General features: G+C 61.0%; 24 protein-coding genes. 9 read left to right on the forward strand and 15 right to left on the reverse strand.

Annotated features, from left to right (window positions below):
• Positions 1-104: 104 nt before the first annotated feature.
• The 4 genes from FXO12_RS04995 to FXO12_RS05010 all read right to left on the reverse strand — a co-directional run bounded on the left by FXO12_RS04995 (position 105) and on the right by FXO12_RS05010 (position 3,992).
• Complete coding sequence (locus tag FXO12_RS04995) at positions 105-698, reverse strand: hypothetical protein (RefSeq protein ID WP_057975927.1); 594 nt, start codon at positions 696-698, stop codon at positions 105-107.
• 6 nt (positions 699-704) lie between these two features.
• A complete protein-coding gene (locus tag FXO12_RS05000) occupies positions 705-1,484 on the reverse strand; it encodes a hypothetical protein (RefSeq protein ID WP_082631522.1) in 780 nt (259 codons plus the stop codon).
• A gap of 10 nt (positions 1,485-1,494) precedes the next feature.
• Positions 1,495-2,121 (reverse strand): dTMP kinase, encoded by a 627-nt coding sequence (locus tag FXO12_RS05005; protein ID WP_057975931.1) that lies wholly within the window; start codon positions 2,119-2,121, stop codon positions 1,495-1,497.
• A 143-nt stretch (positions 2,122-2,264) separates the two neighbouring features.
• Positions 2,265-3,992: a hydrogenase maturation protein gene (locus FXO12_RS05010; protein WP_057975933.1), complete on the reverse strand. Its 1,728-nt coding sequence runs from the start codon at positions 3,990-3,992 to the stop codon at positions 2,265-2,267.
• 247 nt (positions 3,993-4,239) lie between these two features.
• Here FXO12_RS05010 and FXO12_RS05015 point away from each other — a divergent pair, with 247 nt between their 5' ends.
• From FXO12_RS05015 to FXO12_RS05025, 3 genes are all read left to right on the forward strand, one after another.
• A complete protein-coding gene (locus tag FXO12_RS05015) occupies positions 4,240-4,467 on the forward strand; it encodes a hypothetical protein (RefSeq protein ID WP_034127424.1) in 228 nt (75 codons plus the stop codon).
• Positions 4,468-4,523: 56 nt separating this feature from the next.
• Complete coding sequence (locus FXO12_RS05020) at positions 4,524-4,784, forward strand: metallothionein (protein ID WP_034127423.1); 261 nt, start codon at positions 4,524-4,526, stop codon at positions 4,782-4,784.
• A gap of 117 nt (positions 4,785-4,901) precedes the next feature.
• Positions 4,902-5,807 carry a LysR family transcriptional regulator gene (locus FXO12_RS05025; protein WP_057975935.1) on the forward strand — a complete coding sequence of 302 codons (906 nt, stop codon included), beginning with the start codon at positions 4,902-4,904 and terminating at the stop codon, positions 5,805-5,807.
• A 1-nt stretch (position 5,808) separates the two neighbouring features.
• Here the strand turns inward: FXO12_RS05025 and FXO12_RS05030 are convergent, their stop codons facing one another.
• From FXO12_RS05030 to FXO12_RS05070, 9 genes are all read right to left on the reverse strand, one after another.
• Positions 5,809-6,741 (reverse strand): cupin, encoded by a 933-nt coding sequence (locus tag FXO12_RS05030; protein WP_057975937.1) that lies wholly within the window; start codon positions 6,739-6,741, stop codon positions 5,809-5,811.
• A gap of 131 nt (positions 6,742-6,872) precedes the next feature.
• Positions 6,873-8,363: an aldehyde dehydrogenase gene (locus FXO12_RS05035; protein ID WP_057975939.1), complete on the reverse strand. Its 1,491-nt coding sequence runs from the start codon at positions 8,361-8,363 to the stop codon at positions 6,873-6,875.
• Between the two features lie 153 nt (positions 8,364-8,516).
• Complete coding sequence (locus tag FXO12_RS05040) at positions 8,517-9,896, reverse strand: APC family permease (protein ID WP_057975941.1); 1,380 nt, start codon at positions 9,894-9,896, stop codon at positions 8,517-8,519.
• A 146-nt stretch (positions 9,897-10,042) separates the two neighbouring features.
• On the reverse strand, positions 10,043-11,425 hold the full coding sequence (locus tag FXO12_RS05045; protein WP_057975943.1) for an aspartate aminotransferase family protein: 1,383 nt from the start codon (positions 11,423-11,425) through the stop codon (positions 10,043-10,045).
• 36 nt (positions 11,426-11,461) lie between these two features.
• Entirely contained in the window at positions 11,462-12,301 is an 840-nt protein-coding gene (locus FXO12_RS05050) for a helix-turn-helix transcriptional regulator (protein ID WP_057975945.1), read from the reverse strand.
• 101 nt (positions 12,302-12,402) lie between these two features.
• Positions 12,403-13,734 carry an LLM class flavin-dependent oxidoreductase gene (locus tag FXO12_RS05055; protein WP_057975947.1) on the reverse strand — a complete coding sequence of 444 codons (1,332 nt, stop codon included), beginning with the start codon at positions 13,732-13,734 and terminating at the stop codon, positions 12,403-12,405.
• Between the two features lie 22 nt (positions 13,735-13,756).
• Entirely contained in the window at positions 13,757-14,713 is a 957-nt protein-coding gene (locus FXO12_RS05060) for an ABC transporter substrate-binding protein (protein ID WP_034127415.1), read from the reverse strand.
• A 277-nt stretch (positions 14,714-14,990) separates the two neighbouring features.
• Positions 14,991-16,319 (reverse strand): ATP-binding protein, encoded by a 1,329-nt coding sequence (locus tag FXO12_RS05065; RefSeq protein WP_034127414.1) that lies wholly within the window; start codon positions 16,317-16,319, stop codon positions 14,991-14,993.
• Complete coding sequence (locus FXO12_RS05070) at positions 16,316-17,026, reverse strand: response regulator (RefSeq protein ID WP_372241970.1); 711 nt, start codon at positions 17,024-17,026, stop codon at positions 16,316-16,318. Before FXO12_RS05070 ends, FXO12_RS05065 begins: the two co-directional genes overlap by 4 nt.
• 165 nt (positions 17,027-17,191) lie before the next feature.
• Between FXO12_RS05070 and FXO12_RS05075 the strand changes: the two genes are divergently transcribed.
• The 3 genes from FXO12_RS05075 (at position 17,192) to FXO12_RS05085 (ending at position 19,151) form a co-directional block, all read left to right on the forward strand.
• Positions 17,192-17,503: a hypothetical protein gene (locus FXO12_RS05075; RefSeq protein ID WP_057975950.1), complete on the forward strand. Its 312-nt coding sequence runs from the start codon at positions 17,192-17,194 to the stop codon at positions 17,501-17,503.
• A complete protein-coding gene (locus tag FXO12_RS05080) occupies positions 17,503-18,171 on the forward strand; it encodes a DUF3313 domain-containing protein (protein WP_160049579.1) in 669 nt (222 codons plus the stop codon). Before FXO12_RS05075 ends, FXO12_RS05080 begins: the two co-directional genes overlap by 1 nt.
• Positions 18,172-18,281: 110 nt before the next feature.
• Positions 18,282-19,151, forward strand: coding sequence for an oxaloacetate decarboxylase (locus FXO12_RS05085; RefSeq protein WP_014718426.1), 870 nt, complete (start codon positions 18,282-18,284; stop codon positions 19,149-19,151).
• Here the strand turns inward: FXO12_RS05085 and FXO12_RS05090 are convergent, their stop codons facing one another.
• A complete protein-coding gene (locus FXO12_RS05090; protein WP_057975954.1) occupies positions 19,152-19,631 on the reverse strand; it encodes a helix-turn-helix domain-containing protein in 480 nt (159 codons plus the stop codon). It abuts the gene before it with no gap.
• 107 nt (positions 19,632-19,738) lie between these two features.
• Here FXO12_RS05090 and fabF point away from each other — a divergent pair, with 107 nt between their 5' ends.
• From fabF to FXO12_RS05105, 3 genes are all read left to right on the forward strand, one after another.
• Positions 19,739-21,007, forward strand: coding sequence for a beta-ketoacyl-ACP synthase II (gene fabF / locus FXO12_RS05095; protein WP_057975956.1), 1,269 nt, complete (start codon positions 19,739-19,741; stop codon positions 21,005-21,007).
• 71 nt (positions 21,008-21,078) lie between these two features.
• The gene (locus FXO12_RS05100) at positions 21,079-21,459 is read left to right on the forward strand and encodes a RidA family protein (RefSeq protein ID WP_014718423.1); all 381 of its coding nucleotides are present in this window, start codon (positions 21,079-21,081) and stop codon (positions 21,457-21,459) included.
• A 781-nt stretch (positions 21,460-22,240) separates the two neighbouring features.
• Positions 22,241-24,220, forward strand: a complete 1,980-nt coding sequence (locus FXO12_RS05105; protein ID WP_019820074.1) for a U32 family peptidase — start codon at positions 22,241-22,243, stop codon at positions 24,218-24,220.
• A gap of 76 nt (positions 24,221-24,296) precedes the next feature.
• Here the strand turns inward: FXO12_RS05105 and FXO12_RS05110 are convergent, their stop codons facing one another.
• A complete protein-coding gene (locus tag FXO12_RS05110) occupies positions 24,297-25,205 on the reverse strand; it encodes a DMT family transporter (protein WP_034127661.1) in 909 nt (302 codons plus the stop codon).
• Positions 25,206-25,246: the final 41 nt, after the last annotated feature.

The raw sequence follows: 25,246 nt of genomic DNA on the forward strand, positions 1-25,246 counted from the left end.
AAACCTTCGTGTGTGATTGGGTAACCCAGGAAAACCCCGGGCTTGAGGCAACGTGCAAAGCGTTAGGTGGACAGGCTTAGTGATTAGTTCAAAGTTGATGAAGCTCACTTGGTCCAGATCAACCGATAAGTCTTCTTCCCTGTAGCGGCATCGTGATAGGGATTTTCGCCCGGGACCTCTCGCGTGCGCACGCACGGGCGTCCCTCGCAGTCAATAATGGCAGCGTCACCACCCTGGCGTTTCAACGCTTCTATGTTTTGCTCAAGCACCGCTAACTCTCGTTGCCTTTGCGCAATCTCATCGGTGCTGGGGACCGCAAAGAAAAACAGCAACGCCAGAGGCAATACCACACCTAGATGAATGGCGAAGATGCTGAGCCAGAATCGACGCTTAAGGCTGTCACTGGCGGCCTGGTACTTTTGCGCCGCATCAAGCGCAGCGGCATCGGCCTGTCTGAACTTGCCAATCAACTGCTCGGCCGCCTTTGAAGCCACTGAATCTGCGATCTGCGCCGCTGAAGCGCCCAGTATCGTCGGAATCTGTTGCAGGCTCTGCTCAACACGTTTTTCCAGATAGCCAAGACGCGCAATCGCCTGCTCAGCGGCTTTTCTGTCATTTTCCGCTGCGCTCATGATGCCCTTGGCAGCAACGGCCATGGCCCGCAGGCTGAGGTCATTCTCGTTCACGTGTTCGTCCATGGGTCATTACCTTCCATATTCGGGGCCGTCGCGGTGTTTGGGACGCTTCATGCCTCGCTCCAATGCAGGCACAGATCGCTCCAGCTGCGGACCGCTCATTTCCAGCTCCAGCCATTGCCTGTGCGGCATACTCAAATCACAGACGTCTCGCAGTTGAACAAAATGCATTGCTCCACCTGCGCCCATGACCAGAAGCACACCACCTGCGCCCACCGGGTCGTCAGCTTGAATATTGCGTAAAAATCGCAGGTATATCTCTGAACGCTCGCGCATCATCGGGTCCAGGCCGCGAACAGCTTCGCGCGCGGTTTGCTCCACGAGTCGTTCAAGGCTTCCCGCGGACAACGCCAAGTGTTCTTCGTCGAAGGCGTCCAGATAAGGCACGGCTCGCGAAACCAGAGGCGTGTCGGTGTCATTGGCGCCCACCTCCACATACCAGTGCAGGCTTCTGGACGTTTCGACCAATACCTGATTTTCACCTGCCAGGCCGGCCATGAGTAAACGATGTCGCAGTCGTTCTTTTTTCAGGCTGGCGCCCTTCATCTTGAATTCGATCAAGCGCACGACACCTGGAAAGCTCAGCAGTACGTCAGCCAGCTCTTTGTCTGCAGGCGTCTGCTGTAGCAGGTTGACCACGCTTGGGATCGAGGTGTTTGCGTCTAGACATGACCGCACGGCGAATCCGAGACCGTACAGGAAGTTTCCTATCACGACGTTTTCATAGAGTTTCTTCGTTCGGTGACGTTTGTTCTGATGACCAACATCATCCTGATCTTGCTGGTTCAACGGCACTCCGTTACTCCTGATGCTTGGGATGAAGGACCTTATATATCTGCAAAACCACCCGCCTCACCGCCTCTTCAATCGTCCCTTCATTGCGACACATGACCCACCCCTGCTCCACAGCCGCTCGCTCAAACGCCTCGGTACACGCAACTTGCTCCTCCAGCTTAGACATCACCGTACTGCTCAACCCCCGCCGTCGTGCTGCCGCCCGCGCCCAGGATATTTGCGCCGCGGTGACAACCCCCACGTGCAGATCCGGCACTTGCACCTGCCGATTAATGTTCAGCTCAAGAATGTCTGCAAAGGGTATCAACCGACGAAACGCGGCATCAGACGGGTACCAGCGATCCATCAGGATGATGCTGTCAGGTGGCTGTGCGGCCAGTACGTGCTGGGTAATCCAGCTGCGGCTGTCAGCAAAGCGCTCACACACCTCAAGTTCCAGATCCCGGCTGGGATCTCGGGCGAACGTGTTAACCAGAGCCATCGTTTGCGCTCGACAGGGATCGCTCTTGCGCTCGCACAGTCGCACGACCTTTAGGTTGTCGGCCCTCAACGCTGTCGTAACGGCCTCCAACAGCGTGGTTTTACCGGTGCCTTTGGGGCCATCCATCGAGATAAACAGCGCACGAGTCATACGGGCGCTGCATCATCGTTCAGGTTGTGCAGTTCCATGGGGCCTCGGGGTCTGAGCGTTTGGGCGAGTTGGCCTCCATTATGGGCAACCCTATTGCCCAATGCGAGGCTGGACTGGCCGACGCGCCCTCCCCGCGTCGACGGTCAGTCATTCAGCATCCGGCTTTCCGGCACACCAGCCTCATACCTCAACGCCCATGGCGCAATCAACCGCTGCGGGGTCTGGCAGGCTTTGCGTTTAAACACGAAGTTGCGGCATTTCTCGGCAAACTGCTGGCGGTTTTCCACCATGTCCAGTCGCATCTGTGCCAGCTCCTGCTCGCGACAGCGTTCAACTTGCTGAGTATCCAGCATGGCTTTTCGCGTGCGTGCGTGAAGGTACTTATCATCGGTCAACGCACGGTCAGCCTCTTGCAAAAGCCACAGGCCGAATGCCTGCAGACAGCGGGGCCCGATGCCCTGGACCATGCCGTACTGCTGGGCCTGGATGGCGCTGATGGGCAGGCATTCTTCGGTGAGCTTATGCGCGATTTCGCTGCCCACCGCCCGTGGCAGGCTATAGGTCCAGTATTCGGAGCCGTAGAGTCCCATGGTCTTGTAGTGCGGGTTGAGCACCACACCTTCGCGGGCCAATACAAGGTCGGCGGCCAGCGCCAGCATCACGCCGCCTGCGCCCGCGCTGCCAGTCAGGCCGCTGATCACCAGTTGCCTGGCGGTGAGCAGCTCCAGGCACACATCGTCGATGGCTTGAATGTTGGCCCAGGCTTCCAGCCCTGGCACTTCGGCGGCCTGGATGACGTTGAGGTGAACGCCATTGGAAAAGCTGCCACGTCCGCCCTTGATCAGCAACACCTGGGTATCTCGCGCCTTGGCCCAGCGCAACGCTGCGACCAGCCGCTGGCATTGTTCGGTGCTCATGGCGCCGTTGTAGAACTCGAACGTCAGTTCGCCGATATGGCCGAACTCTTGGTAGCGAATGGGTTGATAGACCCGCTCTTTGAACGCCTGACGGGCTATTGAGCTGTCCAGCACCGGAACGCCGGCCAGCCTTTGCGCCAGTACGTGCCGTGCCGGCAGCTTGAAGGTCTCTGGGCCTTTGGGTTTGAGCGAGCCGATCCACAGGCTGTGATCTCCGGCCGCCACCAGCACAGCGTCGTCCTGTACCGCGAGGATTTCTCCGGGAGTGCCCTGGCGGGCGTCCAAGTGCGCGTCGTAGAGGTAATATTGCCCGCCCAACAGGCTGGCCAACACGCCGGGCTGGCCATCGGCAGCGTCGATGCTGCGTTTGATAAAGGCTGCGCAATCGAACCAACTGAAGGTGCGGTCGGCCTGGGTCATGTTCGGCTGCAAGCGCCCGGTGACGTTGGGTTGGGTGTAATCGAGCGGTGTGGGGACGAAGCCCTTGGCGAATTTCGCCACGACGTCACGAATGCAAACCATCGCGGCATCGCTTACCAGGCCGTTGTACAGCTCGGATTTGCGCACCTGGTCGGGCATGTCGAACTCACAGGTGGACCATATCGGCCCTGCGTCCATTTCCTCCACCGCTTGCAAGGCGGTGACGCCCCAACGGCGAGCCTGCTGGGTGATAGCCCAATCCAGCGCACTGGCACCGCGGTCACCAACGATGCCCGGATGGATGATCACCACCGGGCGCTGCGGATGGCTCCATAGTTGGTGCGGCACACGGTCCTTGAGAAATGGGCAGATCACCAGGTCGGCACCTGACGCCTCGACCTGCTGGCACACCGTGGCTTGATCGGTGAACACCACAACGCTGGGGTCGTGACCCGCCTGGCGCAGATCCAGCCAGGCTCGTTGGGTCAAACCGTTGAATGCCGATGATAACAACAGGATCTTGAGTGATCGCATGGCTGACTCTTCCTTGAGAATGTGCGACCAGAGCTGCTCGTTGAGCCGTCCCTGGCCATCGATAAGCGCCCAAGGTTATAGAGCGGGCCAGCACGGCCACCTGATCGAGATCAATAGTCGGGTTCTGTTGTTCTCAAGGTTCGGCCGGTGAAAGCGGCTTATATTTTCTGAATCACTGCGCAGCCCACTCATCAAATGAACATGCCCTGCTCGGGTACGCCTTGTTAACCGTAACGGAGCCACGTTCATGTTCGAGAAAGCGCATTACCTCATCAGTTTCATCCTCGACAACCAGCCACAAAGCCGCACGCTTGAGCACGATGCAGACACGCTGGACCCGCAATGGGCCGAGTCCCTGCTCAGGCAGCGCTTCGCAGAGCTCAAGGACGCGAAATTGAGCGACGTCCAGGTGCAAAAGCGCAACAAGCCGGCCGATGAAGGCCATGACATCCCAGGGCATTACCAGCAGCCCTGATTTACGTATCAGAAAACCGCTGCCCGTTTATCAATCACTGAATATTCGGAGGACCTATGAACCCGACAACTCAAGGTTGGACCTGCGCCTGCCCAGGCTGCACCTGCCAGGTGACCCATGACACGCGTCACCAGCGCAACGGCAAAGCCTACTGCAGCCAGGCATGCGCCGACTTGCACCCCCAGGGTCAAGCGTGCCCCAGTGCCGATTGCCATTGCGAGTCGAATGTGAAGGTGCAAGACCGCGCTGTCAGCGATAGCCAGCTCGACGAGGCGATCGAAGAAACCTTTCCTGCGAGCGATCCCATATCGCCTTGATCATTCAGACCCATTAGGAAAACGGGGGCTGCATCGTGGCTCTAGGGTCTAGCAGTTGACAGCCCCCGGCAAAACTCAACAACCTGCACGTCTCACCGCCCTGCCCTGAGGCTGCCCTTGGACTATTTCACCGCGCTCACCGCCTTCATCGAAGCCGCTGAAGGCAACAATTTCTCGCGTGCCGCCGAGCGCCTGGGAATCAAGGCCTCAACGGTTTCACGCTATGTGAAGGACCTCGAGCAAGACCTGGGCATCGCGCTGTTCAACCGCTCCACACGCACGCTGCATCTGACCGAAGGCGGTCAGACCTTCCTGATACACGCACGCAGGGTATTGGATGAACTGGAACACGCCAAAGCCGCCACGTCTGCGCTGAACCAGCATCCCCGGGGAGTGTTGAAACTCAACCTGCCGCCGGCGTTTGCTCGGCATCACATCCTGCCGGCGTTGAATGACTTTCTGGTGCGCTACCCGCAGATCAGTGTGGAGCTGGTGCTGGATAACACCCAGGTCAATTTGATTCATGCCGGCGTCGACTTAGCCATACGCATTGGCGAGCTGGCCGATTCGACCCTCAAGGCACGCAAGCTCAGCGACGGCCACTACCGCTTGGTGGTCAGCCCGGCGTTTGGCATGCAGCACCCTCCTCCTTCCACGCCCACCGACCTGGCCGGTTTGCCTGCGGTGCTGGGCACGGCGACCACCGGCGATATCAGTTTTGTATCCGCCGGCCGCGCGCTCCCGTTGCAGCATGACGGCGTTATTCGAATCAATGACCTGGACGCGCAACTCATCGCCGTGCGCCAAGGCCTGGGCTTTGCGCTGCTGCCCGAATGGCTGGTGGCGCGAAGTATCGAGGCCGGCGACTTGGCAGTGTGGCTGCCCGAATGGCATATCCAGGGCGTGGAGCGGGCGTTTGCGGTGTGGTTTGTGTACCCGCCCAAGCGCATCGTATCGTCCAAGGTCCGGTGTTTTATCGACTTTATCGTTGAACGACTGGGCGAAACACCGGACTGGAAGTGACTCAACTGAAGCGGATATCCAGCGCACGCAAGTAGGTTTGCAGCCCCGCATCCTGAATCGGGATCAGGAACGCCTCGCTATCCGATTCATTAAAATGCGCATGCCAGTAACCCGGTGGCGTGACAAACGCCAGGCCGGGAGACCAGTCGACCCGCTGCGGGTTACGAATTTGCCCATCCGCGTCCAGCTCGGTGCCCACCAATGAATAACAGCCCGTGGGGCAATCGATAATGAAGTCCAGTGCAATCGACTGATGCCGATGGGGTTTCTGCACCGATCCCGCCGGCAGAATCCCGTACATGGCCCACAACACGTGGGTCACCGTGCGCGTCTGCGGGAAATGACGGTTGCCCAGCAGGATGCTGATGCGGCTGCGGTCCTGTGCCCTGGGATCATCGGCCGCTTCACGCAACTTCGCGTTGGCCAGTGCTGCTGGGTACAGGGTCGGCGCAAAGCGATCGGCGCGGGGTGTCACCCCCAGGTAACGCAGCAACGGCTCATCGTGCACATAGTAAAGACGTGCATCCTCGCGGGCCCTGAAGTGCACTTGCTGTAATCCCGGCAGGGCGATAAAGCAGCCCTTGGACCATTGAATCTCATACTCCCCCTGAACCACGCTGCCCTCCCCGGCAATCACGTAGAACACCTGGGAAGTGGCGTTGGGTTGCAGGGTCAGCGTGTCGCCACGGTTAAGGCGCATGAAGTTCGCGCATAGCCCGGGGCCTGTCGCAGGGCCTTCGCAGCCCAAGGCGTCGCTGAGGTCCAGCGGTACTACGCGGGAGGGGCCACTGTCATACAGCGAGGCCGGAAAGCTGTGGTAGGGAATACGGGAAATCAGGTTGGCACTGATGGGATTTGCCGCCTTGCTGTACTCGAAGTACTCGGCGTCCACTTGGTTGATATCCGTCAGTGCGGGGTCGAATTCACGGTTCATCAGGCTCACCTCAGTCTTGGGCTGGATCGCGCAGCACGGTTGAAGCGCTGCACGGGCTAAGTGGACTATAGGCATTGCCCATTGGCGGATGAATGCCTGTAACGGCACAGCAGTTATGCGAAACGGGGCAGTTAACGCAATTGGAACCAGGTGGTTTTCAACTGGGTGTACTTATCAAACGAATGCAGCGACAAATCGCGCCCGAACCCCGACTGTTTGCCGCCGCCAAACGGCACGGTCACGTCCAGGGCGTCAATGGTGTTGACCGACACGGTACCAGCATTCAGGGCACGCGCCACGCGATGCGCACGGTTCAGGTCATCACTCCACACCGATGCCGCCAGGCCGTAGACGCTGTCGTTGGCTTGCTGTATCGCCTGTTCTTCGGTATCGAAGGCACTCACCGCCAGCACGGGGCCAAACACCTCATCACGGGACAGGCGCATGTCAGCGGTGACGTTGGCAAATATCGTCGGCTGGATGAAGTTTGAACAACCCTCGATGTTCAACTGTTGGCCACCGCTCAACAGCGTGGCGCCTTCTGCGCGAGCCTGCCCGATGGCTTGCATGATGCGTGCGGTTTGCCCGCTGTCGACAATTGCACCGGCGGCGCTGGCGGGGTTCAGTGGGTTGCCGGGCATCCAGGCGTGGGATTTATCGATCAGGCGCTCGATGAACTCGTCGTGGATGCAGCGTTGCACATAGAGGCGCGAATTCGCCGAACACACCTCGCCCTGGTTGAAGAATATCCCGAAGGCCGCCTTCTCCGCCGCCAGGTCCAGGTCCTGACAGTCTGCAAACACCAGGTTCGAGCTCTTGCCTCCACACTCCAGCCACACCTGCTTGAGGTTGGACTGCGCGGAGTACTGCATGAAGTACTTGCCCACTTGGGTCGAACCGGTAAATACCAGGCAATCGACGTCCGGGTGCAACCCCAGTGCCTTGCCGGCGCCCTCGCCCATGCCTGGCACCACGTTCAGCACGCCCTCGGGGACGCCCGCCTCGAGCGCCAGTTGGGCCAGGCGCAGGGCGGAAAACGGCGATTGCTCAGCGGGCTTGAGTACCACGCTATTGCCTGCCGCCAAGGCGGGTGCCAATTTCCAGGCGGCCATGTCCAGCGGAAAATTCCACGGCACCACCGCTGCAATCACGCCCAATGCTTCGCGGGTAATGGTCGCCAACGCGTTGTGGGCCGTCGGCGCGACCTGGTCGTAGAGCTTGTCCAGGGCTTCACCGTACCAGGCGAAAACATGGGCCGCGCCGGGTACGTCGACGTTATAGGCGTCCATTACCGGCTTGCCCATGTTCAGGGAGTCCAGCAGTGCGAGTTCTTCGCGGTGGGTCATCAACAGGTCGGCGAGTTTGATCAGGACTTTTTTGCGTTCGCCTGGAGCCATGCGCCGCCAGGGGCCGTTGTCAAAGGCGCGGCGTGCGGAGCGCACTGCCAGGTCGACCTCCGCTGCACCGCAGGCGGCGACCTGCGCAAGCAAGCGGTTGGTCGCCGGGTTGATGGTGTCGAAGGTCGCCCCGGAAAGTGCACCTACGGGCTGGCCGTCGATCAGGGCGGTGCTGATGAAGGTTTGACGGGCAGCGCGTTGCTGCCAATAGTCGAGGTTGAACATGCTGTACTCCTGAATTGGGCCGTAAGGCTTTTGTAGGAGCGAGCTTGCTCGCGAAAAACTCACAGGCGCCGCGTTCATCCAGAAAGAACGCGTTATCGTTGACGTTTTTCGCGAGCAAGCTCGCTCCTACGGATGAACCGAGGTGGGGCCTGTTCATTCGGCCATTTGCAGTTCCGGCATGCGTACCCGGAACCCACGCGTGACGCAGAACAAACACAGCAGCCCCAGGGCCATCCAGCACAGGCCGATGGTGAACGACAGGCCGGACAGGCTCGTCCACAACCACAGCGTGCTGAGAAACCCCAGGCCCGGCAGTGCGGCGTACAGCAGATAGTTGCGTGTACCGCGCAGCTTCTGGTCGCCCAAGTAATGTTTGATCACGGCCAGGTTCACCGCCGAAAACGCGAACAGCGCGCCAAAGCTGATCATGTTGGCCACGGTGTCCAGGCTGATGAACAGCGCAATCAGCGAAAACAGGCTGACCAGCATGATCGCGTTGGCCGGCACGCGTTTTTTCGTCACCAGCTTGCCGAATACCCTGGGCAACGCGCCGTCGCGGCCCATGGCGAACAGCACGCGGGACACGCTGGCCTGGGAGACCATCGCGGAGGCGAAACAGCCCGCCACATAGGTGGCGGTAAACGCACTCACCAGTAGCTCGCCGCCGACCCGGCGCATCACATCGACCGAAGCCGAGTCGGGATCGGCAAAACTATTCCATTCCGGGAAGACCATCTGGGCGCAATACGACACCACCAGAAACAGCAACCCACCGATCAGCGACACCGCCATTATCGCCTGCGGAATGGTACGACGCGGGTCAGGTGTCTCCTCAGCCATGGTCGACACGGCATCAAACCCCAGGAACGACAAGCACAGCACCGCCGCGCCGGTCATGATCAGCGGCACGCTGAAACCTTCATGGTGAAACGGCTTGAGCAGCGACACCGGCTCGGCTTGCCCGCTGAGGTTGTGGATCGACAACCCCACGAACATCACGATGAACACCAGTTGGGCCACGATCAGCACCCAATTGACCCGGGTAATCGACTCGATACCCACCAGATTGAGCGCCGTCACCAGGGCAATGGAGCCCAATACCCATACGGCGGTGGGCACGGTAGGAAAGTATTCGGACAAGTAGATGCCGATCAGCAAATAGCTGAGCAGCGGCAGGAAGATGTAGTCCAGCAGCAAGGTCCAGCCGGCGATAAAGCCGAAGGAGGCGCCAAACGCCTTGCGCGTATAGGTGTAGACCGAGCCCGAATACGGGTGCGCCTTGACCATGCACCCATAGCTGTAGGCCGTCAGCAGCATGGCAGCCAGGGTCAACAGGTAGGCGGTGGGCAGGTGCCCCTTGGTCATTTGGGTCACCAGACCGTAGGTGGTGAACACCGCCAGCGGCACCATATACGCCAGCCCGAACAGTACCAGCCCGACAAGGCCCAGGGGTTGTCGAAAGCGGCGCGATGAGGTTGGTTGGGTTGGGGTTTGATGGACGGGAGTATCGGCTACGTTTGTTATTGTATTCATTGCTGACTCCTGGAAAGTGGAATGCAGGGCGCCGCGGCGTTCGATCAAATCGACACCTTTGATGAGTCATCCATTGGGAGCGGTGGGCAGGCCGCTATGGGCCGCCCACTCTGTTCAACCGAAGCGGCATGCGGGGGCTCAGCCCTTCACAGTTTTCCCGCGATCCGTGCGGTGCGGTCCACCGCAATGCGGGTCTTGTCGACCAGTTCATCGAGCTCCACGCGGCTGGCTACCAGGGCCGGCGCCATGATCATGCGGCCCAGGGTCGAGCGAATGATCACGCCTTCTTCAAAGCCAAAAGTGCGGCATTGCCAGGCCAGGTCGTTTTCATTGGCAAAGCGTTTGCGCGTGCCTTTGTCCTCGACAAACTGCAAGGCTGCCAGCAGGCCGGTGCCCTGGATCTCGCCGATCAGCGGGTGGTTGCCAAAGACTTCGTGCAGGAGCTTGTGCAAATACGGCCCGGTGTCGTCCTTTACCTGGCGCACGATCCCTTCGTCACGCAAGGCCTTGAGGTTGGCCAGGGCCACCGCCGCCGCAACCGGGTGCCCGGAATACGTCAGACCATGGGCAAACACCCCGCCCCGCTCCACCAGGGCTTCGGCCATGCGCTTGCTCAATACCAAACCGCCCATGGGCTGGTAACCTGAGGTCAGGCCCTTGGCGATCGACAACGTGTCGGGTTCGAAGCCGAAATACTGATGGGCAAACCACTCACCTGTACGACCGAAACCGCCAATCACTTCATCAGCGCACAGCAGCACATCGTATTGGCGACAGATACGCTGGATCTCCGGCCAGTAGCTTTCTGGCGGAAAAATCATGCCGCCGGCGCCCTGGAAAGGTTCAGCGATAAAACCGGCGACGTTTTGCGCGCCCAACTCCAGAATCTTTTCTTCCAGTTGCAGGGCGCAGCGCCGCCCGAACTCGGCCGGGGTCAAGTCACCACCCTGGGCGTACCAATAAGGCTCGTCAATGTGCGCGACGTCCGGGATCAAGCCGCCCATTTCATGCATGAATTTCATGCCGCCCAGGGCAGACGCCGCCAGGGTGGAGCCGTGATAGCCGTTCCAGCGACCGATCATGATCTTCTTCTGCGGCTTGCCGAGCACTTGCCAGTAGCGGCGTACGGTGCGGATCAGCACCTCATTGGCTTCGGAACCGGAGTTGGTGTAGATCACATGGCTGTAGTGCCCTGGCAACAGGCTGAACAGCAACTCGGACAGCTCGATCACCGCCGGATGGGTGGTGTGAAAGAACATGTTGTAGTACGCCAGCTGATCCATCTGCGCAGCCGCCGCAGCGGTCAGGTCCTTGCGGCCATAACCCAGCTGCGTACACCACAGGCCCGACATCCCGTCCAGGTAACGCTTACCCTCGCTGTCCCACAGGTACAGGCCCTCACCGCGGACCATTACGCGCGGGCCTTCGGCATTCAGCGCCTTTTGATCCACAAAGGCATGGATATGGTGGGCCGCGTCCGAGGCTTGGTAGTCCTGGGTCTGGCGTTGCGGTTCAAAGGGTAGGTTCATGGCTTTTTCTCTTGTTGTGGGTAGTCATGCAGCCGGTCAACGGCCTTTGCTCATGTAGCGTTCGAGGGGGTCTTTGCTCAGCCCGCCCTGGGCTTCGGCCAACGAGTCGATAAACAGGGAAAACAGTTCCGATTGCGTGCCGATGTCGAGCTTGCTGTAGATGTGCTTGCGGTGGGACTTGATGGTGTCTTCGGAGACCCCGAGGCGCTCGGCCAGCGAACGTGTGGAGTGGCCGCGCAGGATCAACTGGGTGATCCGGCATTCGCGTTCGGTGAGCAGCGAGGAGCCGAAGTTGTTGAGTGCCGAGTGAATACGCTGTTCCAACAGGCTTTCGAAACGCGCGCCCTGAGTCTCCAGGCCGACGAAGTGCTTGCCCAGCACCGCCAGTACCCAAGGTGCTATGCGCTTGAATTGCTCGGTGGTGTCCGCGTCGAGCTTCTGCGTAAAGGCCAGCGACACCGCCAGGCTCAAGCCGTTGCTCGCCTGCAGGATGTAGTTGAGCTCATCCTCCAGGTGCGAATGCCGGTAAAACGACTGGTAGTACTCGCTGTGCTCAAAGTGGTCGGGGGCCACATCGGCGAGGTCGTAGCAGCCGGAAGTGGCGCCCTCCACGCAGGCGCCGTAGAACGGGTCGAGCAAGTAAAAACCGGAGAGGTACTGGCGCACATTGCCCTGGGGCAGCCATGGCCCGTCCAGTTCGAACAATGCGCTGGGCATGCCGTCGTGGGGGTACAGGTACAAGGTCGTGGCCTGAATGGGGCGGATACACCCGAGGGCATCGAACAACGTGGCGGCAAACCCCGCGTGCCCGATGCTCTCGGTCACCCTGGCTATCTGTTCGAACCACTGGGCTGAAGACAGTCGATCATTATCCACTTCGAAGACTCGCCGTCATAACGGTTGGGTGCGACACCAGGTCACTGGCGCCGGGGACTGAAGTGATAGTCCCACACCCGCAAAGTCATCGAAATCACCCCTTAGGGTGAGGGGGTGCGCTGGAACCTCGGAATCGCCAAGCCCAGGCTTTCGCGCAAGGTCGAGCCCTCGTAGGCCGTGCGATAAACACCGCGCTCTTGCAGCAAAGGGATCACCTCCTGAGTAAAGCGATCAAATTGCCCAGGGTGCCCGATGTAGATATTGAACCCGTCCACCGCCCGTGCCTCGAACCAATCCGCCATTTTCTGCGCCACCGTGGCCGCGCTGCCCACGAACGCGCCTGGGCGCAATTGCCGGCCAAATTCGACGGCCTGGCGCAGGCTGAAGCCCTGCTCCCGCGCCTGGTCGGCAATGCGTTTGGCAGCGGTGAAAAAACTGCTGCGCGCGGCCTCCAGGCTCTCTTGCGGGAACGGCGCATCCAGGTCGTATTGGCTGAAATCATGCCAGCCAAAATTGCGCCCGAACTCCTTGAGTGCCAGCGCAAAACTGTGGTCGAGCTGATGATAGTGCTGCTCGATTTCCCGAGCATGGGCATCGGTGTCGCCCACATAAATTTCCGCACCGGGCATGATCAGTACCTGTTCCGGATCGCGCCCCCGTTGTGCCGCCCTGCCCTTGATATCCCGGTAAAACGCCTGGCCCTGCTCGATACTGGCCGCGTGGGTGAAGATCACATCGGCGGTGGCGGCGCCCAGGTCGCGGCCTTGCTCCGAGTCGCCGGCCTGGAAAATCACCGGCTGGCCTTGGGGCGAGCGCTGGATATTCAGCGGGCCCACCACCGAGAAGTGTTCGCCCTGGTGATTCAGGCTGTGCAGCTTGCTCGGGTCGAGAAACTGCCCAGTGGCACGGTTGCGCACAAACGCATCGTCTTCGTAAGAATTCCACAGCCCCTGCACCACCTGAACGTGTTCGGCGGCACGCCCGTAGCGGGTGGCATAGTCGTAATGTTCGTCGCGGCTGTAATTGCCGGCGGTACCGGCATCGCCACTGGTCACCACGTTCCAGCCGGCGCGGCCTTTGCTGATCAGGTCCAGGGAGGCGAGGCGCCGGGCGACGTTATAGGGCGAGTTATACGAGGTAGTCAGCGTACCGACCAGGCCGATATGCCGCGTGCTCACGGCCAGTGCCGACAGCAAGGTCAGCGGCTCCAGGCGATTGAGGTAATGGGAAGGCGAGCCTTCGGTGATGAACTGGCTGTCGACGATGAACAGCAGGTCGAACAGCGCCGCCTCGGCCTGGCGCGCTATCTCGATGTACCAATCGACGTTGACGCTGGCATCGGCCGGCAATTGCGGATCAAGCCACAGGTTATGGCGGCCCGGCCCACCGCAGCCCATGGTCAGGGCGCCCAGTTTGAGCTGTCTTTTAGTCATTGCGCAGTAGTCCTTCAAGCGGTCAGGGCTGGGTGGTGGCGACGGCGGGCTGCAAGGCGGCTGCAAATGAAGGGTCGAACAACGTGGCGGCCGAGTAAGACTTGACCAGGCCCAGGCCGGCAAAAAAGTCCACGGTCTTTTGCGCCTCGATGGGCGCCTGAGGCGTCAGCGGCTCGACGGTGGTGCGTGCGCGGGCAAACCAGACGCGAGCGATGTCGGCATCAGCGCGGGTGCGCTTGGCCCAGGCATCGGCATACGCGTTGGCGTTGGCCGGGCTTTGGCGGGCCCAGTCGCGGGCTTTTTTCAGGCGCTGGAGGAAGTCGCTGATGGGTTCACGCTTGGCCTCGACAGCACTGGCGTTGGCGGCAATGAAACTCTGGGCCGGGATCAAGTCTTCAGCGGTTGCCAGCACCCGCGCACCTTGGCGTTCCTGTTGCGTGACGTAGGGTTCCCAGGTGGCGATCACGTCAACTGCACCGCCTTCCAGCGCGTGGGAGGCATCCAGGGCGCTGAGGTAGCGCCATTGCAGCGAATCCCGCGCAACCCCGGCCTTGTCCAGTGCGGTCAGCAACAGTTGCTGGCTCCAGGAACCTTTCCAGATCGCAGCGCGCTTGCCTGCCAGATCGGCCAGGCTGTGGATCGACGAGTCTTTTTTTACCAGGATGGCTACGCCGTCGAGATTTTGCCGGCTGACGGCAATCACCTTGATCGGTGCACCCAAGGCGCCCAGGAACAACACCGGGGCATCCCCGAGCAGGCCCAGGTCCAGGCTGCCGACGTTGAGCGCTTCGGCCACCGGCGACCCGGCCGTGAACTGCTTCCAGTCCAGCGTGTAAGGCAGGTCATCGAGCACCCCCGCCGCTTCCATCACGGCCTGCGCATTGTAGCTCTGGTCGCCGACCACCAGGGTTTGCGCCTGCGCCGTCAGGCACAGCAAAGAGGCGGCCAACCCGGCCGCCAGGGTTTTGAGGTAACGCACGTTCGTCTCCAGATGCCTTGTGGGGCATTCAAATCGATCCGCACGCACGGTCTCGGTTTTAAAAAGCTTTTATCTGTGGCGATTGAGCTTGCTCCCGCTGGGCTGCGTAGCGGCCCCATGCTCCTGACAAGAGCAGGGCCGCTTCGCAGCCCAGCGGGAGCAAGCTCAATCGCCACAGATTTTTGGTTTCCGGGCTATTTTCGTGGTGTTGAAGGCGAGATGTAAAATACTGATAACGCATAACCTAATTCATTAATAATGCGCATATCGCATCACGCTAGCGCGGCAATTCAACCCGAGCCACCAACCCCGACCCACGTCGATTGCTCAGGCTCAGCTCACCGCCCTGCTCGCGCACAATGGCCCGCGCTGCCGAGAGCCCAAGCCCTACCCCACCGGTATTGCGGTTGCGTGAGGTCTCGAGACGAAAGAAAGGGTCGAACACACGCTCCAGGTCCGCTTCGGGAATCCCCGGGCCCTCGTCGCTGACCTCGATGCGTACCCGCTGATCGTCAACACTCAGAGCAATGCTGGGGTGCCGGGCGTACTTGGCGGCATTTTCCAGCAGGTTGACCACCACCCGTTTAAGCGCCAATGGCCGGCCGTGATAGACCAGATGGGGCGGCCCCCGGAAGTCGACCGCCAACTGCTGGTCGCGATAGTCGTCGATGATGGTTTGCAGCAATTCAGACAAATCGAATGCCGTGCTGTGCTCCAGTACCGTATCGTCGCGGAAAAACGCCAGCGCGGCGTTGATCATCGACTGCATTTCCTCGACATCGCGAATCAGCTTGTGCTGATGGTCCAGATCCTCCATGAACTCACAGCGCAGGCGTATCCGCGTCAAAGGCGCGCGCAAGTCATGGGAAATGGCTGCCAGCATCTGGGTGCGTTCGCCGATGAAGTGCTGGATCTGCGCCTGCATGGTGTTGAAGGCGATAGTGGCCTGGCGTATTTCGTCGGGGCCTTCGATGTCGATGGGCGGTGCGCGCAGATCGCCGCCGAAGCGTCTGGCGGCACTGGCGAAACGCTGCAACGGCTTGGCCAATTGCCGGGTGGCCACCCAGGCGACCAGCAAGGTGGCGATCAACCCCAGGATGATGATCACCGCAATCCGCGTGGGTGCGCTCAGGCCCCAACTGCGTTCGGGTGGGATGAAGGACAACCAGCTGCCATCAAGTAACTGCACCAGCGCGACATAATGCGCGTCGGGGCTGCCACGGGGCCAATCGTCCGGGCTGTACACCTGAATGATGCGCCCCGTGCCAAACAACGCCTGTATCCCAGGGACTTCGCCCGCCTGTAGCACGTTGCCGCCGCTGGGCAGGCCGAAATCCACGGGGTCGGTATGCCACGTCACCTGCAACCGCGCATCGCTGGCCGCTGCAGCCAGATGCGAGCGCAACGGCGCAGGCGCCGCCTCGATCACTTTCAACGTCGCGGCCATTTGTTCCAGCAACCCCGTGCGGTCGATGGGCGGACGCGCCCACACCCCGGCCACCTGCACGAACAAGGCATTGAGGGCCAGTGAGGCGAGCATCGCGGCGAGAATGGTCAGGGCGATCCGCCGATTCAGGGTGTCGCGGCGCAGCAGGCGGCGAATCATGCGCGGGTCACCGGGGCAGTGAACAGATAGCCGCCATTGCGCACGGTGCGGATCAGGTCCGGGCGCTTGCAATCGGGCTCGATCTTGCGCCGCAGCCGGCTGACCTGCACGTCGATGCTGCGGTCGAAGGCGTCGTGGCCCTGGCCGTGGGTCAGGTCGATCAACTGGTCGCGGGTGAGAATGCGCTGGGGGTGTTCGAGAAACACTACCAGCAGGTCGAACTCGCCACCGGACAACGGGATCATGACGCCCTCCGGCGAACGCAGCTCGCGACAGGTGATATCCAGATGCCAACCGGCGAAGGCAATCACCGGGCGTGAGCGCTCGTCGGCCGCGATGACCGGCTGTCCCGCACGCCGTTGCACAGCGCGCAGGCGGGCCAGCAATTCGCGCGGGGCGAAGGGTTTGGTCAGGTAGTCGTCGGCGCCCAGTTCCAGGCCAACAATGCGGTCGCTCAGCTCGCCCATGGCCGTGAGCATGATGATAGGGATGCCGACCTGCGCCTGCACTTTCTGGCAGAGGCTGAGGCCGCCTTCGCCGGGCAACATGAGGTCGAGGATGATCGTGTCCGGCCGCTGTTGTGCGATGGCCGCCCACATGGCCTCGCCGTCGGCGGCCACGTCGACTTCATAGGCGTGCTGGACGAAGAATTTCTTCAGCAATGCCAGCACTTCCACGTCGTCATCGACGATCAGCAGTCTGCTCACGTTCACAGATTCCCAGGCCAAAAAAAGAACGACATCTAAAACCATTCCGGCGCCGGGGTCATTTATTTCAATCGAGCAACATTCCTTCGCCACGGACACAACCCGGACATCTTTGGGCAAAACCTGTCGGGCATTCTGCACATCTCCCACTCACGAAAGACGCCTATGAAAGTTTCGAGCAGCAGGTACACCGAGCAAGCAGCAGGCGATGCGCGGCCACTGGTACTGAGCCAGCGCACCTCTTCCCCGGCTCAGGACAGCCCGATGCTGTTCCAGGAATCCTGCCTGGGGCTGAACGCGGACCGGGACCGTATCGTGCTGCGTCGCTACTTCGAACACTACAGCCCCGACGCCGGGCGCTGGGTCGAGTACGCCCACTCCATTCCCATCGCCGAGCTTGTTCACTGGATCATGACCAATGGCCAGTTGCATATCGAATCGTCACACGACACTCCAAACGAACAGGCAACCCATTGATGGCCCGTAAATGCTCACTCCTGCTACTGATGGCGGCCACCCTCAGCCTGATGGCTTGCAGCAGCAACAAGGTCGAACCCGAGCGATATACAGGCTTTCTTCATGACTACAGCCTGCTTAAAGAACAACAGAGCCCGTCGGGCCAGACCGTACTGAGTTGGATCAGCCCGGCCTTGAAGCGCGGCCGCTACAAGCAGGTCTACCTGGCGCCCAGCCAGTTTTTTCCGGCTGTTGAACCCAGCGCCCAGATCCCCCAAAGCACGCTCTCCCACGTCACCGGCTACTACGACCTGGTACTGCGTTCGGAACTTGGCAAATACGTTTACCTGGCCTCAAAACCTGGCCCTGACACCCTCACAGTACGCCCTGCCATCACCCGCATCGCCACCAGCCCCCAGGGACTGCGGTTGTATGAGTGGCTGCCGATCACCCTGGTCGCAGCGGGCGTGAGCGCCGCCACAGGCATACGCGATCGAGACAGTGAAATCGCCACGGAGCTGTCATTGGAAGATGGTTCGACCGGCGATGTCGTGGCGGCCATGGTGCGTAAAGGCACCGGTGCCCCCCTGGCCAATGACAAGCAAGTCATGACCGCCGACAACTTCAAGGACGTGCTCGACGGCTGGGCCCGCGACCTGGGTACGTCGTACAGTGCAGTCGCTCGATAACCCTCGCCGCGCTCAAACGTCATAATCACAGGGGCATCTGCGTGGTAATCTCCCGGCACCACGAATAGACATTGATCGTCACTTGACGATGACCAAAGCCAGGAAAGACCATGCCCAAGATTTCTCACTCAGCGCTACGCCGTAACTTCCGTGACCTGCTGGCAACGCCCCTGTGCGTTGAAACCGCCTCCGTATTCGACCCCATGTCTGCCCGCATCGCGGCCGACCTGGGGTTTGAAGTGGGAATCCTGGGCGGCTCCGTCGCCTCCCTGCAGGTGCTGGCGGCCCCCGATTTTGCGTTGATTACCCTGAGTGAGTTCGTCGAGCAAGCCACCCGCATCGGCCGTGTGGCCCAGTTGCCCTTCATCGCCGATGCCGACCATGGCTACGGCAACGCCCTGAATGTAATGCGCACCGTGGAAGAGCTGGAACGCGCCGGCGTCGCGGCGCTGACCATCGAAGACACCCTCTTGCCTGCGCAATTCGGGCGTAAATCCACGGACCTGATTTCCGTCGAAGAAGGCATCGGCAAGGTCAAGGCCGCGCTGGAGGCGCGTGTCGACCCGGCGCTGTCGATCATTGCGCGCACCAACGCCGGCGTGCTGCCCACCAGCGACGTGATTGCGCGGACCAAGGCCTACGAAAAGGCCGGTGCTGACGGCATCTGCATGGTCGGCGTCAAGGACTTCGACCACCTGGAGCAAATCGCGGAGAACCTCAGCGTTCCGCTGATGCTGGTGACCTACGGCAACCCACAACTGCACGACAGCGAGCGCCTGGCCAGCCTGGGCGTACGCATCGTGGTGGCCGGGCATGGCGCCTACTTCGCCGCGATCAAGGCCACTTACGACAGCCTGCGTGCCCAGCGTCAGCTGACCCACAGCACCTCGAACCTCAGTGCGACGGAATTGACCCACACCTACACCTTGCCTGAGAGCTATGTGGCGTGGGCCGAAGAGTTCATGGATGTAAAAGAGTAATCAATCACTACGGCTCAGCCGTTGGCGCATCCCTGCGCTGGCGGCCGGGCCGGGCTGTACCACGCACTGATCCATCGCCACCCACGCACCTTCCTCCGTCGCCATCATCGGCTGCACCGGCCGGCCCGTCTCGCGTTCCACCACCTCGACACTGATGCCCTCCTCGGCGTAATGCCGATTGCCCCACGCCACCAACGCCATCAGCACCATACGAAAGTCTTCGCCTCTGGCCGTCGGCACGTATTCGTACCGTGGCGGCCGCTCGCTGTAGGCGCGGCGCTCCAGCATCCCCGCTTCTACCAAGCCATTAAGGCGGCGCGTCAGCATGTTGGGCGCGATGCCCAGGCTGCGCGAGAACTCGTCAAAACGGCGCAAGCCGTGCAAGGCGTCGCGCATGATCAGCATGCTCCACCACTCCCCTACCCGTTCAAGGCTACGGGCGATGGGGCATTCGGCACTGATGAGGGATTTGCGCTGCATAAGTATTCCTGTGTGCGAGTACAAACTTGTATGACGCCATGTTACTTTCATGATGATAGTGACGTCCATACGCTGTGTATCCTTCAAGCAACAGGAGTCGATTGAGCATGAGTAAACGTATCGTCGTGACGGGCATGGGCGCGCTGACGCCGCTGGGGTCGAGCGTGGAATCCACTTGGCAGCGCTTGCTGGACGGACAGTCGGGCATCCGCCGCTTGCCGCAAGAGTTGATCGGTGATCTCGCGGTCAGCATCGGCGGCCAGGTGCAGAGTGTGTTGCAAGACCCCGAAGCCGGTTTTGATCCTGATCGACTGTTGGCAGCCAAGGAACAGCGCAAGATGGACCGCTTTATCCTGTTTGCCCTGGCGGCGGCGGATGAAGCCCTGAAGCAGGCCAATTGGGCCCCCAGAACACCCGAGGAGCAGGAACGCACGGCAACCATCATCGCCTCCGGCGTCGGCGGTTTCCCGGCCATTGCCGATGCGGTGCGCACCACCGACAGCAAGGGCCCGCGTCGTTTGTCGCCCTTCACCATTCCATCGTTTCTGAGCAACATGGCCGCCGGGCATGTGTCGATCAACTATGGCTTGAAAGGCCCGCTGGGTGCGCCAGTAACCGCGTGTGCCGCCGGGGTTCAGGCTATCGGCGACGCAGCGCGAATGATTCGCGCCGGGGACGTCGACGTCGCGGTATGCGGCGGTGCCGAAGCGGCGATTCATCGCGTCAGCCTTGCCGGATTCGCCGCAGCGCGAGCGCTGTCCAGCGATTTCAATGCCACCCCGCAGCGCGCTTCGCGACCCTTCGATCAGGCGCGCGACGGCTTTGTGATGGGCGAAGGCGCCGGCATTCTGGTAATTGAAGAACTCGAACATGCCCTGGCGCGGGGCGCGCAGCCGATTGCCGAACTGGTGGGCTATGGCACCAGTGCAGACGCCTATCACATGACCGCAGGGCCTGAAGACGGTGACGGTGCGCGCCGGGCAATGACTCAAGCGTTGCGCCAGGCGGGCATCGAGGCGTCGCAGGTGCAGTACCTGAATGCCCATGCGACCTCCACACCTGTGGGCGACAAAGGCGAGCTGGCGGCAATCAGGACGCTATTCGGTACTGGCGGTAGCCCGGCGATCAGCTCGACAAAATCCGCCACCGGCCACTTGCTCGGTGCTGCGGGGGGCATCGAAGCCGTTTTCACCGTGCTTGCTTTGCGTGACCAGATCGCGCCAATGACACTCAACCTGGAAAACCCGGACGCCCTCGCCGACGGCCTGGACATGGTGCGCGATGAGGCGCGTCCCATGCCGATTGAATATGCGCTGTCCAATGGCTTCGGCTTTGGCGGCGTGAACGCCAGCGTGCTGTTCCGACGCTGGATATAAGCCGGGGTTTGCCCCTGGAGTGAATTTCACCGACCATGGCGCCTTTCTGTTCCTGCCAACACGAGGTGCCCATGGCCAACCACGACCTGTCCTATACCCCTGACCCGGACGCCGATTCCATCTCCTCCGACGTAATCGGCTTCAACGGCATCCTGGTCTCCACCCAGATTCCCACCCATGCCGATGGCAGCCTGGAACTGGGCGATATCACCCTGCAAAGCGAGTGCACCCTGCAAGCGCTGAAAGTCGCGCTGGAAAAAGCCGGCAGTTCCATGGACCGGGTCATGCACCTGACCATCTACCTCACCGACATGGCCGACCGTGCTGCGTTCAACGAGGTCTACAAGCGCTTTTTCGCCAAGCCCTGGCCAGTGCGGGCGGCAGTGGGCGTTGCCGCCTTGGCGGTGGAAGGTATGCGGGTGGAAGTGACGGCGATGGCTGCCAAGGCTTGAATCTGTGACGCCGTTAACGCCGATCTGATCGGAATGTCGAACGCGGTCAAAGAGGTGGGCTTGCCTGCGATAGCGGTGGTGAATGTTCCATCGCCATCGCAGCATAGGTATCTACACAACTTTGTGGGCTGTACCCGCCAACGGTAACTACGATGCGAAGCGAGCCGCTCTTGATCTGCTTTTGATCTTAGGCGCCCCGTCAAACCACGCTGGCCGGAATTCGACAGGGATTTGGGGGGTAAACCGGCAGGGATGCCGGTTTAGCCGCCCCGCGCCATGGATGGCGCGTGGCGGCGGCCCCCCAAATCACTGGCGGATTACGGGCACACCGAGCCTAGGCGAGGTGCCGAGTGGTGGGGCAAGAGCCCTTTGGTTACTTTGGGGCTCTTTTCCAAATTGACCCGCCGTCAGGCGGAACCCTAAGTGGCAGTTACCGCAGGAATGGATATGTACACGGTCCAACTGGGTTGACTGTCAGGCCGTCTTCGCAGGCAAGCCAGCTCCCACATTTGGACAGCGGCGCGTCAGTTAGAACAGCGCTGGCTGTCAGGCCGTCACGGGAGCAAGCTCCCTCGCCACAGGTTCAGCGTCGCACCAAAATTGTGTAGATACCTATGGCCATCGCAGGCAAGCCAGCTCCCACATTGGGTCTTCGTTGCGTTGAGTAATGCGTTCGCTTAACGGGCTTGCATTAGGGCCGACAGCCCTGCGGTAGATGCCGCCCAGGCATTTCACGGCTACAATGCGCGCCTCGACCGTGACAAGCCTGACTAAAAAAACTATGTCCTTGCCCAAGCATCACCTGGAATTGCTCAGCCCTGCCCGCGATGTCGCCATTGCGCGCGAGGCTATCCTGCACGGCGCCGACGCCGTTTATATCGGCGGGCCGAGCTTTGGCGCCCGCCACAATGCGTGTAACGAGGTGAGCGATATCGCTCAACTGGTGGAATTCGCCCGCCGTTACCACGCCCGCGTCTTCACCACCATCAACACCATCCTGCATGACAACGAGCTGGAACCTGCGCGCAAGCTGATCCATCAGCTCTACGATGCCGGTGTGGATGCGTTAATCGTGCAAGACCTCGGCGTGATGGAGCTGGATATTCCGCCGATCGAGCTGCACGCCAGCACCCAGACCGACATCCGCACCCTGGGCCGGGCCAGGTTTCTCGACCAGGCCGGTTTCTCGCAGTTGGTACTGGCCCGCGAGTTGAACCTGCAAGAGATCCGCGCCATTGCCGACGAGACCGATGCCGCCATCGAGTTCTTTATCCACGGCGCCCTGTGCGTGGCGTTCTCCGGGCAGTGCAATATCTCCCACGCGCAAAATGGCCGCAGCGCCAACCGTGGCGACTGCTCCCAGGCCTGCCGCCTGCCCTACACCCTGAAAGATGACCAGGGCCGCGTGGTGGCCTTTGAAAAGCATCTGCTGTCGATGAAAGACAACAACCAGAGCGCCAACCTGCGTGCCCTGGTCGAAGCGGGCGTGCGTTCGTTCAAGATCGAAGGCCGCTACAAGGACATGGGTTATGTGAAGAACATCACTGCCTACTACCGCCAGCGCCTCGATGAGATCCTCGAAGACCGCCCGGACCTGGCCCGCGCTTCCAGCGGCCGTACCGCGCACTTCTTCTTGCCCGACCCGGAAAAAACCTTCCACCGTGGCAGCACCGACTACTTTGTCAGCGACCGCAAGATCGACATCGGTGCCTTTGACACCCCGACCTTTACCGGCCTGCCCGTGGGCACCGTGGAAAAAGCCGGCAAGCGCGACTTGCAGGTGGTCACCCATGAGCCACTGTCCAACGGCGACGGCCTCAATGTGCTGATCAAGCGTGAAGTGGTGGGTTTTCGCGCCAACATCGCCGAGCCCAAGGGTGAGTTCGAGGAAGACGGTGAGAAGCGCTACCGCTACCGCGTCGAGCCCAACGAAATGCCGGCTGGCCTGCATCAACTGCGTCCGCATCACCCGCTCAATCGCAACCTGGACCACAACTGGCAACAGGCCCTGCTCAAGACCTCGGCCGAGCGCCGTATCGGTTTGTCATGGGTCGCGCGCCTGCGTGAAGAGCAGCTGCAAATCACCGCGACCAGCGAAGAAGGCATCAGCGCCAGCGTCACCCTGCCCGGCCCGTTTGGCGTGGCCAATAAGCCGGAACAGGCACTGGACACCCTGCGCGACTTGCTCGGCCAGCTCGGCACCACCGAATACCACGCCACCCGCATTGAGCTGGATGCGCCGCAGGCGTTCTTCATCCCCAACTCGCAGCTCAAGGCGTTGCGCCGTGAAGTGATCGAAGCACTGACCGCCGCACGCGTCGCCGCACATCCGCGGGGTGGGCGCAAGGCTGAAACTTCGCCGCCGCCGGTGTATCCCGAGGCGCACCTGTCGTTCCTGGCCAACGTCTACAACCAGAAGGCCCGGGACTTCTACCACCGTCACGGCGTGAAGCTGATCGACGCGGCCTTCGAAGCTCACGAAGAAACCGGCGAAGTGCCGGTGATGATCACCAAGCACTGCCTGCGTTTCTCGTTCAACCTGTGCCCTAAACAGGCCAAGGGTGTGACCGGGGTGAAGACCAAGGTGGCACCCATGCAATTGATCCACGGTGACGAAGTGCTGACCTTGAAGTTCGACTGCAAACCCTGCGAAATGCATGTGGTGGGCAAGATCAAGGGGCATATCCTCGGTCTGCCGCAGCCTGGCAGTGCGGTGGAGCATTTCAACCCGGAAAACCTTATCTACCAGGGCACGCACTAACCCTCACCTGTAGGAGCGAGCTTGCTCGCGAAGAACGAGAGAACGCCGCGTTTCAACCCGATGCGCTGCGTCATCGTTAACCTTCTTCGCGAGCAAGCTCGCGCCTACCGAGGTTGCGGGGCCACCACCAGCCCCGCTGCAACCCTGCCGCTGCCAACAGAATCGCCGCCACGCCCAGCCATTGCAGCCACCCCAGGCGATGCCCGAACGCAATCCAATCCACAAAGATCGCCGCAATCGGGTAGATGAACGACAGTGCGCCGGTAATGGCCGTCGGCAGTTTCTGGATCGCGCCATACAGCAGTACATACATCAAACCTGTGTGCACCACCCCCAAGGTGACCAAGGCCGCCCACGTCGTGGTGGATGCTGGCAGGCCATTCCAGGGCACCAGTGGCGCCAGCAATAGCGCGCCAGTCGTCACCTGGATCAATGCCATCAAATGCGGCGGTACTTCCTTGAGGCGCTTGATGATCAACGCCGCGACCGCATACAAAAATGCCGCACCCAGGGCCAGCGCGATGCCAACCAGGTAATCTCCTCCACCCGTTTGCTCGCCATGGGCGGTGACAATCGCCAACATGCCCAGGAACGCCACGCTCAACCATGCCAATTTCTGCACGGTGATTTTTTCACCGAGAAACACCGCCGCCAGCATCACCAGGATAAACGGCTGCACGTTGTACACCGCGGTGCTGATAGCGATGGAGGCACGGGAATAGGATTCGAACAGCAGCAACCAGTTGCCGACAATGGCCACGCCGCTGAGCACGGCCAGCCCCAGTTTTGCCCAACTGAGCAGGTCCAGGCGCAGGTAACCCAGCCAGGCGCACACCAGTACCAGCGTCAGCGCACCGATCACGCAGCGCCAGAACACCACCTCGATCACCGACACGCCAGACACCAGCACAAACCAGCCAATGCTGCCCGAGATCAGCATGGCGGCGACCATTTCCCACGACCCACGACGGATGGATGAATCCATGATTGAGGCTCCTCAAGTGAGGCTCCAGTATGGCAATCTGT

The organism is Pseudomonas sp. J380, from assembly GCF_009827115.1.
Classification (GTDB): domain Bacteria; phylum Pseudomonadota; class Gammaproteobacteria; order Pseudomonadales; family Pseudomonadaceae; genus Aquipseudomonas; species Aquipseudomonas paracarnis.

What these genes read in the sequence shown, in the direction of transcription:
- FXO12_RS05030 (WP_057975937.1), bottom strand. Translation starts at nt 6,741, where the DNA reads ATGAACCGTGAATTCGACCCCGCACTGACGGATATCAACCAAGTGGAC.
- FXO12_RS05080 (WP_160049579.1), top strand. Translation starts at nt 17,503, where the DNA reads ATGGCCCGTAAATGCTCACTCCTGCTACTGATGGCGGCCACCCTCAGC.
- FXO12_RS05105 (WP_019820074.1), top strand. Translation starts at nt 22,241, where the DNA reads ATGTCCTTGCCCAAGCATCACCTGGAATTGCTCAGCCCTGCCCGCGAT.
- FXO12_RS05020 (WP_034127423.1), top strand. Translation starts at nt 4,524, where the DNA reads ATGAACCCGACAACTCAAGGTTGGACCTGCGCCTGCCCAGGCTGCACC.
- FXO12_RS05110 (WP_034127661.1), bottom strand. Translation starts at nt 25,205, where the DNA reads ATGGATTCATCCATCCGTCGTGGGTCGTGGGAAATGGTCGCCGCCATG.
- fabF (WP_057975956.1), top strand. Translation starts at nt 19,739, where the DNA reads ATGAGTAAACGTATCGTCGTGACGGGCATGGGCGCGCTGACGCCGCTG.
- FXO12_RS05005 (WP_057975931.1), bottom strand. Translation starts at nt 2,121, where the DNA reads ATGACTCGTGCGCTGTTTATCTCGATGGATGGCCCCAAAGGCACCGGT.
- FXO12_RS04995 (WP_057975927.1), bottom strand. Translation starts at nt 698, where the DNA reads ATGGACGAACACGTGAACGAGAATGACCTCAGCCTGCGGGCCATGGCC.
- FXO12_RS05055 (WP_057975947.1), bottom strand. Translation starts at nt 13,734, where the DNA reads ATGACTAAAAGACAGCTCAAACTGGGCGCCCTGACCATGGGCTGCGGT.
- FXO12_RS05075 (WP_057975950.1), top strand. Translation starts at nt 17,192, where the DNA reads ATGAAAGTTTCGAGCAGCAGGTACACCGAGCAAGCAGCAGGCGATGCG.
- FXO12_RS05090 (WP_057975954.1), bottom strand. Translation starts at nt 19,631, where the DNA reads ATGCAGCGCAAATCCCTCATCAGTGCCGAATGCCCCATCGCCCGTAGC.
- FXO12_RS05040 (WP_057975941.1), bottom strand. Translation starts at nt 9,896, where the DNA reads ATGAATACAATAACAAACGTAGCCGATACTCCCGTCCATCAAACCCCA.
- FXO12_RS05085 (WP_014718426.1), top strand. Translation starts at nt 18,282, where the DNA reads ATGCCCAAGATTTCTCACTCAGCGCTACGCCGTAACTTCCGTGACCTG.
- FXO12_RS05035 (WP_057975939.1), bottom strand. Translation starts at nt 8,363, where the DNA reads ATGTTCAACCTCGACTATTGGCAGCAACGCGCTGCCCGTCAAACCTTC.
- FXO12_RS05045 (WP_057975943.1), bottom strand. Translation starts at nt 11,425, where the DNA reads ATGAACCTACCCTTTGAACCGCAACGCCAGACCCAGGACTACCAAGCC.
- FXO12_RS05015 (WP_034127424.1), top strand. Translation starts at nt 4,240, where the DNA reads ATGTTCGAGAAAGCGCATTACCTCATCAGTTTCATCCTCGACAACCAG.
- FXO12_RS05100 (WP_014718423.1), top strand. Translation starts at nt 21,079, where the DNA reads ATGGCCAACCACGACCTGTCCTATACCCCTGACCCGGACGCCGATTCC.
- FXO12_RS05065 (WP_034127414.1), bottom strand. Translation starts at nt 16,319, where the DNA reads ATGATTCGCCGCCTGCTGCGCCGCGACACCCTGAATCGGCGGATCGCC.
- FXO12_RS05010 (WP_057975933.1), bottom strand. Translation starts at nt 3,992, where the DNA reads ATGCGATCACTCAAGATCCTGTTGTTATCATCGGCATTCAACGGTTTG.